The 10,033-nt window shown below is 54.9% G+C and carries 9 protein-coding genes; all 9 read right to left on the bottom strand.

The window, feature by feature from the left end; translation table 11 throughout:
- Window positions 1–784: phosphoribosylamine--glycine ligase (gene purD, locus AQR02_RS28785; protein WP_082452143.1), on the bottom strand; the 784-nt coding region annotated here is incomplete at its 3' end.
- 26 nt (window positions 785–810) lie between these two features.
- Window positions 811–2,358 (bottom strand): bifunctional phosphoribosylaminoimidazolecarboxamide formyltransferase/IMP cyclohydrolase, encoded by a 1,548-nt coding sequence (purH, locus tag AQR02_RS28780; RefSeq protein WP_054943743.1) that lies wholly within the window; start codon window positions 2,356–2,358, stop codon window positions 811–813.
- 250 nt (window positions 2,359–2,608) lie between these two features.
- Complete coding sequence (gene purN / locus AQR02_RS28775; protein WP_054943742.1) at window positions 2,609–3,223, bottom strand: phosphoribosylglycinamide formyltransferase; 615 nt, start codon at window positions 3,221–3,223, stop codon at window positions 2,609–2,611.
- Window positions 3,223–4,263 carry a phosphoribosylformylglycinamidine cyclo-ligase gene (gene purM / locus AQR02_RS28770; RefSeq protein WP_054943741.1) on the bottom strand — a complete coding sequence of 347 codons (1,041 nt, stop codon included), beginning with the start codon at window positions 4,261–4,263 and terminating at the stop codon, window positions 3,223–3,225. The genes purN and purM overlap by 1 nt, the downstream gene beginning before the upstream one ends.
- A gap of 544 nt (window positions 4,264–4,807) precedes the next feature.
- Entirely contained in the window at window positions 4,808–6,304 is a 1,497-nt protein-coding gene (gene purF, locus AQR02_RS28765; RefSeq protein WP_054943870.1) for an amidophosphoribosyltransferase, read from the bottom strand.
- Window positions 6,289–8,535, bottom strand: coding sequence for a phosphoribosylformylglycinamidine synthase subunit PurL (gene purL, locus AQR02_RS28760; RefSeq protein WP_054943740.1), 2,247 nt, complete (start codon window positions 8,533–8,535; stop codon window positions 6,289–6,291). The genes purF and purL overlap by 16 nt, the downstream gene beginning before the upstream one ends.
- On the bottom strand, window positions 8,513–9,202 hold the full coding sequence (gene purQ / locus AQR02_RS28755) for a phosphoribosylformylglycinamidine synthase subunit PurQ (protein ID WP_054943739.1): 690 nt from the start codon (window positions 9,200–9,202) through the stop codon (window positions 8,513–8,515). Before purQ ends, purL begins: the two co-directional genes overlap by 23 nt.
- A 5-nt stretch (window positions 9,203–9,207) precedes the next feature.
- The gene (gene purS / locus AQR02_RS28750) at window positions 9,208–9,453 is read right to left on the bottom strand and encodes a phosphoribosylformylglycinamidine synthase subunit PurS (protein ID WP_019913657.1); all 246 of its coding nucleotides are present in this window, start codon (window positions 9,451–9,453) and stop codon (window positions 9,208–9,210) included.
- A gap of 121 nt (window positions 9,454–9,574) precedes the next feature.
- Window positions 9,575–10,033, bottom strand: a 459-nt coding sequence (locus AQR02_RS28745; RefSeq protein WP_148449241.1) for a phosphoribosylaminoimidazolesuccinocarboxamide synthase, incomplete at its 5' end; no start/stop codon positions are given.

Below are 10,033 nucleotides of genomic sequence, written 5' to 3'. Positions count from 1 at the left end.
GGCCTTCCGCTACCATGGCTTTGGCCGTAGGCTCAATAATCGTCTCGACCGCCTCGCGGATAATGGCTTCATCAATATGCGGCAGAGGCGAATAAGTCCCCATACCTCCTGTATTAGGCCCCTTATCACCGTCGAATATTGGCTTGTGATCCTGCGCAGCCGCCATCGGCCGAACGGTCTCTCCGTCAACAAAAGCGAGAATTGACATTTCCTGTCCGGCCAAAAACTCCTCAATCACGACCTGGGCGCCGGCTTCGCCGAACACCTTGGCCACCATAATATCACGCAGCGCCTGCTCGGCTTCCTCACGCGAATACGCAACAGTAACCCCTTTGCCGGCAGCCAGGCCATCGGCCTTGATAACAATCGGCAGTCCCTGCCCGCGCAAATAGGCAAGCGCAGCTTCATAATCGCTGAATTTCTCGTAGGCTGCTGTCGGAATATGATATTTGTGGAGCAGATCCTTCATGAACGTTTTGCTGCCTTCAATTTCAGCCGCATTCTTGCGCGGACCGAATACCGGAATGTTCTGCGCTTCGAACGCATCGACAATTCCTGCGGCGAGCGGATCATCAGGACCGATGACGGCAAGTCCGACTTCACGCTCTTTGGCAAACGCAGTCAGCTTATCGAATTCAAATACACCGATCGGCACACATTCCGCCAGCTGGGCAATCCCGGCATTGCCGGGTGCACAGTAGATTTTACCGGCTGCGGGGCTTTGGGACAGCTTCCAGATGATCGCATGCTCCCGGCCGCCGCTGCCGACCACTAAAATATCCATAGAAATGAAATCCTCCCCGAGTAATTCTAGTGTTTGAAATGGCGGACGCCGGTGAAGACCATAGCGATTCCGTATGCATTGGCAACCTTGATCGATTCCTCGTCTTTGATCGACCCGCCCGGCTGAATTACAGCGGTAATTCCTGCTTTTGCAGCAAGTTCAAGCGTATCGCCCATCGGGAAAAAGGCATCAGAAGCCAGCACTGCGCCCTTGGCTTTCTCACCGGCCTGTTCAATTGCAATCTTCGCGGAACCGACACGGTTCATCTGGCCTGCACCGACACCGACCGTCATATCATCAGCTGCCAATACAATGGCGTTAGACTTCACATGCTTAACGACCTTCCAGCCGAATAGCAGCTGCTTAAGCTCTTCTTCTGTAGGCTTGCGGTCCGTAACGACCTGCAGGTCATCCGGTTTCACGGAGTGCACGTCGCTCTCCTGCACAACCATCCCGCCCTCAATGGAGGTCACAACAAAGCTGCTCTTGCGTGCCGCTGCGGCACTTAGATTACCGATCTTGAGCAGGCGGATATTTTTCTTCTTCGTCAGGATTTCCAGCGCTTCTTCAGTGAAGCCCGGAGCCAGGACGATCTCCAGGAAAATATCCTTAAGCAGATTCGCGGTGTCCGCATCGATGATCCGGTTCGCGGCAACAATTCCGCCGAAGATCGAGGTCGGATCAGCGTTGTAAGCTTTTTGATAAGCCTCATATACACTTGTTCCCACGCCTACACCGCATGGATTCATATGCTTAATGGCCACAACCGCAGGCTCTTCGAATTCCTTCACGATCTGCAGCGCCGCGTTGGCATCATTGATATTGTTATAGGACAGTTCCTTGCCGTGCAGCTGCTCTGCAGCGGTCAGCGTATCCTGCGCCGCCAGAGGCTTGCGGTAGAATGCCGCCTTCTGATGCGGGTTCTCCCCGTAACGCAGATCCTGGATTTTCTCGTAAGTCACTGTATAGCGCTCCGGCAGCGGTTCTCCGGTCACATTAGCCAGATAATCGGCAATCAGGGCATCGTAAGCCGCCGTATGGCGGAACACTTTTGCTGCAAGACGTTTGCGGGTTTCAAGCGTCGTATCCCCGCCTGCACGCACTTCTTCAAGCACATTGGCATAATCAGCCGCATCCACAACCACACTGACAAAAGCATGGTTCTTCGCCGCTGAACGCAGCATCGTCGGTCCGCCGATATCGATATTCTCGATCGCTTCCTCGTACGATACATCGGGCTTGGCAATCGTCTCCGCGAACGGATACAGATTCACCACTACCAGATCAATGTAGTCAAGGCCAAGCTCAGTCATCTGCCGTGTGTGCTCCTCATTGTCACGAACCGCAAGCAGGCCGCTGTGTACAGCAGGATGCAGCGTTTTGACGCGTCCGTCCATGATTTCGGGGAAGCCTGTTACATCGGAAATACCGATAACCGGTACGCCTTCTTTAGCCAAAAGTGTGCTAGTGCCGCCTGTGGAGATAATTTCTACGCCTAGTGCAGACAACTCGCGGCAAAAATCCACGATGCCCTGTTTGTCCGATACGCTGACCAGCGCTCTTTTGATACTCACTTGAATAGTCCTCCTCCGGATGATGCAAGATTAGTATTATTTGACTAGAGACTCTTGGTATATAAACGACACTGTAACGGTCTATAATCGACACTACAGCCGTCAACCGACAACAACTAAATGTTTGTGCAATATTTCCCGAGAAATATCAGAACCCGCGGATGATGTGCAGAATGTCGAAAAAAGCTTCAGGTATAAGACATAAGTCCAGTTATGTGTACCTGCAAAGCCCTTTCCATCTGTGGTAAACCTACTGACGGACAATAACATGTCTTCCGTGCAGTTCTACCTTACCGGCGGCAAAAGCGGCCACGACCTCGGGATACAGCTCGTACTCCACCTGATGAATCCGCTCCGCCAGCGACTCGGCCGTATCTCCGGCTTCTACCTCTATACTGCGCTGGGCAATAACCGGTCCGGTATCCATGCCTCCGTCGACAAAATGCACCGTCACTCCTGTAAGCTTCACACCGTAATCCAGTGCCTGTCCAATCGCGTCTTTCCCGGCAAAGGCCGGCAGCAGCGAAGGATGAATGTTGATAATCCGGCCGGCGTATGGCTCCAGCAGCACCGGGGTAATCAGCCGCATATATCCGGCGAGTACAATTAGCCCGATGTCCCGGCGCTTCAGCTCGGCAACAATCTTCGCCTCATAGAGCTCACGGCTTCCGAATTCCTTCGGCCGCAGCAGGAGAGCGGGAACGCCTGCAGCCTCCGCCCGACTAGCCACAAACGCCTCTGGCCGGTCGGAGACCAGCAGCTCAATGCCGCCCCCGCCAAGCTGTCCTGCTCTCTGCGCCTCTATCAGTGCGGCAAAATTGCTGCCCTGCCCGGAGGCAAACACAGCGATCCGGCTGCTGCTCATCACACTTCAGCTCCCGTAAAGGTAACGATACGTTCCCCTTCTGTAACGGTGCCGATCAAATAAGCCTCTTCACCGCTAGCCTTCAGCAGCTCAAGCGCACGTTCCCCGTCCGCAGCAGGAACAACCAGTACAAGGCCGATACCCATATTAAAAGTAGTGAACATATCCCGGTTGCTTACACTGCCTTTGCTCTGCATCAAGCCGAACACCGGCTGAATCGGCCAGGAGCCATAGTTGATCTCCACGTTCACGTTATCCGGCAGCATCCGCGGAATATTCTCGATGAAGCCGCCCCCCGTAATATGCGCCATGCCCTTAACCTTGACCTGCTCCAGCAGTGCCAGCAACGGCTTGACGTAGATTTTGGTTGGAGCAAGCAGTACATCCACAAGCGGAGCGCCCAGCTCAGGAATGACATCATTCAGGTCGTAGCCGGCTTGTTCCAGTAAAAGCTTGCGCACCAGCGAGAACCCGTTACTGTGTATACCACTGGAGGCAAGACCAATAACCGTATCTCCAGGGGCGATATCCGCACCGGTAACGAGCTTGGCTTTGTCAGCCACACCTACCGTAAAGCCGGCAATATCGTATTCACCCGTAGCATACATGCCCGGCATTTCTGCCGTTTCACCGCCAATTAACGCGCAGCCTGCCTGATGGCAGCCTTCAGCAATTCCGGCCACGATGGCTTCGATCTTCTCGGGTACGACTTTGTCGCAGGCCAGATAGTCCAGGAAGAACAGCGGCTCTGCACCTTGTACCACAATGTCATTGACACACATCGCTACAGCGTCGATGCCAATCGTGTCATGGCGGTCTGCCGCGAACGCGAGCTTGAGCTTGGTGCCGACACCATCGGTTCCCGATACCAGCACCGGCTCTTCGTATTTATCTTTATTGAGACCGAACAGTGCGCCGAATCCGCCAAGCTCTGTCATGACCTCCGGACGGTATGTGCGCTTCACATGCTTCTTCATGCGTTCTACCGCTTCATTGCCAGCCGCAATATCCACTCCGGCGTTTTTATAAGCTTCCGACACTTTTGGACACCTCATTTTAATTAGTTTAGAGCGCGGTTTCGGGACGGCCTGGTTTAGGTGGTGGTCATAGTCGTCATTCCGAGGAAGGTTTGGACTTCCGGTCGCTGTTATGGTCCGATTTCCTGATTTAAACCGCGATCCGCGGTAGAAATCGGCCCATAAAGGCGATCGCTTACGCTCCTACAGTTCCAAACTTCCTCTCCATGACTCAGACCACCAGGTAACCCGGCCGCAAGCCGAAGTCCGCGCCTTGCACAGGGGCAGTGGCTCAGCGCTCTTGGCGAAGCCAAGCGCCTCGCTAAGCGAGAGCCAGCCCGCTTTTGCGGAGCAAACAGACGGGGGCGCGAGCCCAAAGTGCCCGGTGGGGCGCAAGCCGCCAGGGCCCGCAGCGACGTGAAGCGTGTCCGCAGGACAAAGCGGGCACCCGCACCCACGCCCTCTTAGCAAGTTTAGAGCAAACTCCTACCACCAGGCTTTCGGGTGGCCGGAGGGCTGAGCCCTCCGGAATCCCCCTTTGTAAGGGGGACTTAGGGGGATGTCCACGTTAGCATGAACAGCCGTCCTTCTCTTCCCCGCCGAAATCCACCTGCGTCGGGTAATCGTTATCGAAGCAGGAGAGGCAGAGGCCTCCCTTATACTCTTCGCTGCTGTAGCCGCCGATGGACTGGATCAGTCCCTCCGGTGAGAGGAAGGAAAGGGAGTCGGCGTTAATCTCCTCGCACATTTCTTGAATAGTCTTGTAGGACGCAATCAGCTCACGGCGATCCGGAGTATCGATACCGTAGAAGCACGGATTCTTGAACGGCGGCGAGGTGATCCGCACATGCACTTCAAGCGCTCCGGCTTCGCGCAGCAGATTAACGATCCGGCGTGAGGTCGTGCCGCGGACGATGGAATCGTCAATCATAACGACACGCTGGCCTTCAACGACGCGGCGCACAGCGCTGAGCTTCATCTTCACACCCTGCTCGCGCAGCTCCTGGCTCGGCTGGATAAAGGTCCGGCCGGTGTATTTATTCTTGATCAGCCCAAGCTCATAAGGGATGCCGGTCTGCTCGGCATAGCCGATCGCCGCGGAGATACTGGAATCCGGTACTCCGGTTACAATATCCGCATCTACAAAGGATTCCAGCGCCATCCGGCTGCCCATCCGCTTGCGGGCGGAATGAAGGTTTGCGCCGTTGAGGTCACTGTCAGGACGGGCAAAATAGATATATTCCATCGCACACAGTGCTTTGCGCTTCGGTTCTGTGAAACGGTCTTCCAGGAAGCCGTTCTTGTCCAGCACCAGCAGCTCGCCCGGTTCGATATCACGGACCAGTGTAGCCCCGATAACTTCAAGCGCACAGGACTCCGAAGCGAAGACATATGCTTCACCGAGGCGGCCCATCACCAGCGGGCGCAGCCCGTGCGGGTCAGAGGCGACGATCAACTTGTCGTTGGTCATCAGCAGGAAGGCGAAGCCTCCGACTAGCTGGCGCAGCGCATCCTTGGCTGCTTCGACAAAATCCTTCGGCGAACGCGCGATCAGGTGCGCGAGCACCTCGGTGTCGCTGGTGGTCTGGAAGATGGAGCCGCTCATTTCGAGCTGCTTGCGGATCAGCGGCTCGTTGACGATGTTACCGTTAGTCGCAATCGCCAGATCGCCGTCACGGTACTTGAAGACCAGCGGCTGCGCATTGGTCAGCCGGCTGTCCCCGCTGGTGGAATAACGCACATGTCCGATGGACATGTCGCCGACCAGCGAGGCGATTTTATCCTTGTCGAAGACTTCCTTAACAAGGCCCATACCGCGGTGATAGTTGAAATCGCGGCCGTCCGCCACGCAGATGCCCGCACTCTCTTCACCACGATGCTGCAGGGCATGCAGCCCATAATAAGACATGGAGGCGGCTTCCGGGTGTCCGAAGACCCCGAAGACGCCGCATTCTTCTTTTAACGTATCAAAAATATCTCCCGAGCCCGTTCCTTCATTGTAAAAGTCGCCGGTCCACAGGATGGGGGTCTCCTGCTTGTTCCCGGTCTTTACTTCATAAGACATGGAATAGCATCCTCCCAAACGGTTTTGAGTTCTGATACAGCCTCATCAAGTGCGGATGCACCGTCCAAGGATACGCGCAGTCTGTCACCGCCGACAGTTCCGATGATTTCCACCGGTACGCCGTATGCAGCAACGGCTGCTTTGAGTTCCTCCGCACGGTCAGGTGCCGCTGTCAGCACAATGCGGGATTGGGTCTCACTGAACAGCGCCACATCCGGACGCAGTCCGCCAGCAGACAATTCCACATTAGCACCGATACCGCCGCTGATGCAGCTCTCGGCCAGTGCCGCTGCCAAGCCGCCTTCGGACAGGTCATGCGCCGAGCGGACCAGACCGCTGCGGATCGTACCGAGCACTGCGTCGAGCAGCTTCTGCTCCGTAGCCAGATCCAGTGCCGGGGGACGGCCTTCTGTCAGACCGTGCACGGCATATTGGAACTCACTGCCGCCAAGCTCTGCTTTGGTTACACCCAGCAGCAGAATAACATCGCCTTCCTGCTTGAAGGCTTGTGTCGTAATGTGATCTGTATCTTCAACCAGACCCACCATGCCGACTACAGGCGTCGGATAGATGGCGCCGGCAGCATTCTCGTTGTACAAGCTGACGTTTCCGCCGATAACCGGCGTATCTAGCACACGGCAGGCTTCAGCCATACCGTCTACGGCACGTTCCATCTGCCAGAAAATCTCCGGCTTCTCCGGGCTGCCAAAGTTCAGGTTGTCCGTAATCGCCAGCGGCTTCGCGCCGGAGCAGACAATGTTGCGGGCCGCTTCACTTACCGCGATGCGTCCGCCGACTTCAGGGTCCAGATAGACATAACGTCCGTTACAGTCTGTAGTCATTGCAAGGCCTTTGCGTGTGCCGTGGATCGTAACCACTGCGGCATCGGAGCCCGGACGAACCGCCGTGCTGGTGCGGACCATATAATCGTATTGGTTATACACCCAGGCTTTGCTTGCCACGGTAGGCGAAGCCAGTACCGTGCGCAATGCGCCGCCCAGATCGGTAACTTCTTCATAACGCAGGGTATCTACGTTTGCATTCTCTTCATAATAAGCCGGAACTGCCGAAGGCTTCTTGTAAATTGGGCATTCATCTACCAGCGCTGTTACCGGCATATCGCCGACAACCTCACCGTGATGGAACAGCTTCAGGCGGCCGTCATCCGTTACCTTGCCCACTTTGCGGCAGATCACGCCCCAGCGGTCAAAAATCTCCTGTGCCTGCGCTTCATCCTTAGGCTCAACTACGAACAGCATCCGCTCCTGGGATTCGGACAGCATCATTTCATAAGGCGTCATGCCTTCTTCACGCTGCGGCACCTGATCCAGGTACAGCTCCAGGCCGTTGCCGGCTTTACTGGCCATCTCGGCGCTGGAACAGGTAAGGCCTGCTGCACCCATGTCCTGAATACCAAGCACGATGCCGCTGTCGATCAGCTCAAGGCACGATTCCATCACCAGCTTCTCCATAAACGGATCGCCAACTTGAACCGCTGTTTTCTTGGCTTCGGATTCCTCACTCAGCTCTACAGAAGCAAAGGTAGCACCGTGAATACCGTCGCGTCCGGTAGGAGGACCAACGTAGAACACGGGGTTTCCTACGCCTTTGGCGACACCGCGCTGGATTTTATCATGATCAATCAGTCCGACACACATCGCGTTAACCAGCGGGTTGCCGTCATAGCTGTTGTCGAACATAATTTCCCCGCCGACGGTCGGGATTCCGATACAATTGCCATAGCCGGCAATACCAGACACGACATGCTCGAACAGATATTTTACCCGGTCGCTCTCAAGCTTCCCGAAACGCAGGGAGTTGAGCAGTGCTACCGGTCTAGCACCCATGGAGAAAATATCGCGGATAATCCCGCCCACCCCGGTCGCCGCGCCCTGATAAGGCTCTACTGCCGACGGATGGTTGTGGCTTTCGATTTTGAATACAACCGCCTGGTTGTCTCCGATGTCCACGATGCCCGCGCCTTCGCCCGGACCCATCAGTACACGCGGACCGCTAGTCGGGAAACGTCCTAGGAGCGGCTTGGAGTTCTTATATGCACAGTGCTCGGACCACATTACGCTGAATACGCCGATTTCGGTATAGTTAGGCTTGCGGCCCATGAAAGAAGTGATGAGCTCATATTCGCTGTCCGATACTCCGAATTGACTGTAGATTTTCTGCTCCGCGATTTGCTCTGCGGTCGGCTCCTTAGCGGATACTTGCTGCGTCATAACGATCCCTCCATGTCTTGAGAATGGATGTAAACATCCGTTTGCCGTCTTCCGAACCCAGCAGGCTGTTCGCTGCACGTTCCGGGTGAGGCATCATGCCTACTACATTGCCTGCCGCGTTGCTGATTCCCGCAATATCGGCTACCGAGCCGTTAGGGTTATCGCTGTATGTGAATACGATCTGATTGTTTGCTTTGAGCGATGCCAAAGTCTCTTCATCACAGTAATAATTGCCTTCGCCATGTGCGATCGGAATGACAATTTCTTCATCCTTCGCATAATCAACCGTAAACGGGGTTGTGTTATTAACGACCTTAAGCACCGTGTCATGACAGCGGAACTTCATCGACATATTACGGCGCAGTGCACCTGGCAGCAGCCCCGCTTCGGTCAGAATCTGGAACCCGTTGCAGATGCCGAGCACGAATTTGCCCTGCTCCGCCGCTTTGGCCACTTCGGCCATAACCGGAGCAAACCGGGAAATCGCGCCGCAGCGCAGATAGTCACCATAAGAGAAACCGCCCGGCACGAGAATGCAGTCATACGCCGACAAGTCCGTCGCGGTATGCCACACATAATCTACAGGTTCACCAAGGCTGTCCTCTACCGCTTTGTAGCAGTCAATGTCGCAATTGGAACCTGGAAAGACAAGTACAGCAAATTTCATGACTTTTAGTCCTCCAATTCGTAGCGGTAATCCTCGATCACCGTGTTGGCCAGCAGCTTTTCGCACATTTCCTTCAGCCGTCCTTCCGCTTCAGCGCGGTTGTCCGTATCGAGAGTCAGCTCCATGTATTTGCCGATGCGCAGACTTTCAACTTCCTGGAAACCTACCGAATGCAGCGCCCCCTGCACTGCTACACCTTGGGGATCGAGCACGCTTTTCTTGATGGTGACATAGACTGTCGCTTTTAACATACGCTTGTAGTTCCTCCTAAAATTTAATGAGCCGACTAAGGCCTTCATCCACAAGAGACATCCGATTAACTGTAAAAGTGCATTAGCGCTTATACTGCGGTTATCCTACATAAAGACTGGCTTACAAATCCTTACCGGTTAGACGGTGATAGATATCCAAGTAACGGCGGCTGGTTTCTTCCACCACTTCAGTCGGCAGCGGGTCCGGCGTGCTGTTCTTGTCCCAGGAGGATGCGGAGAGATACGTCCGGACCGGCTCCTTGTCCATGCTGTCAATTTCAATATCCAGCGCATATTTATCTTTAGCCCAGAAGCGTGAAGCATCCGGCGTAAAAATCTCATCGATCAAAATCACTTTGCCGTCCAGCAGGCCGAACTCGAATTTGCAGTCCGCGAGGATGATACCGCGCTCATTGCAATATTCTCTGGCAAAAGCGAACAGCTTCAGGCTTTTCTCCTTCAGCTCAAGCGCCAGTTCCGCACCGATTTGCTCCTGCATCTGCTCAAAAGGAATGTCTTCATCGTGTCCTACATCATTTTTAGCCGCAGGTGTAAAAATCGGCTCAGCCAGCACTGCGTT

The sequence above is a fragment of the Paenibacillus ihuae genome, from assembly GCF_001368795.1.
GTDB lineage: Bacteria > Bacillota > Bacilli > Paenibacillales > Paenibacillaceae > Paenibacillus_AQ > Paenibacillus_AQ ihuae.
The sequence above is the reverse complement of the archived record's forward strand: the minus strand, read 5'-3'. Positions and strand labels throughout refer to the sequence as shown.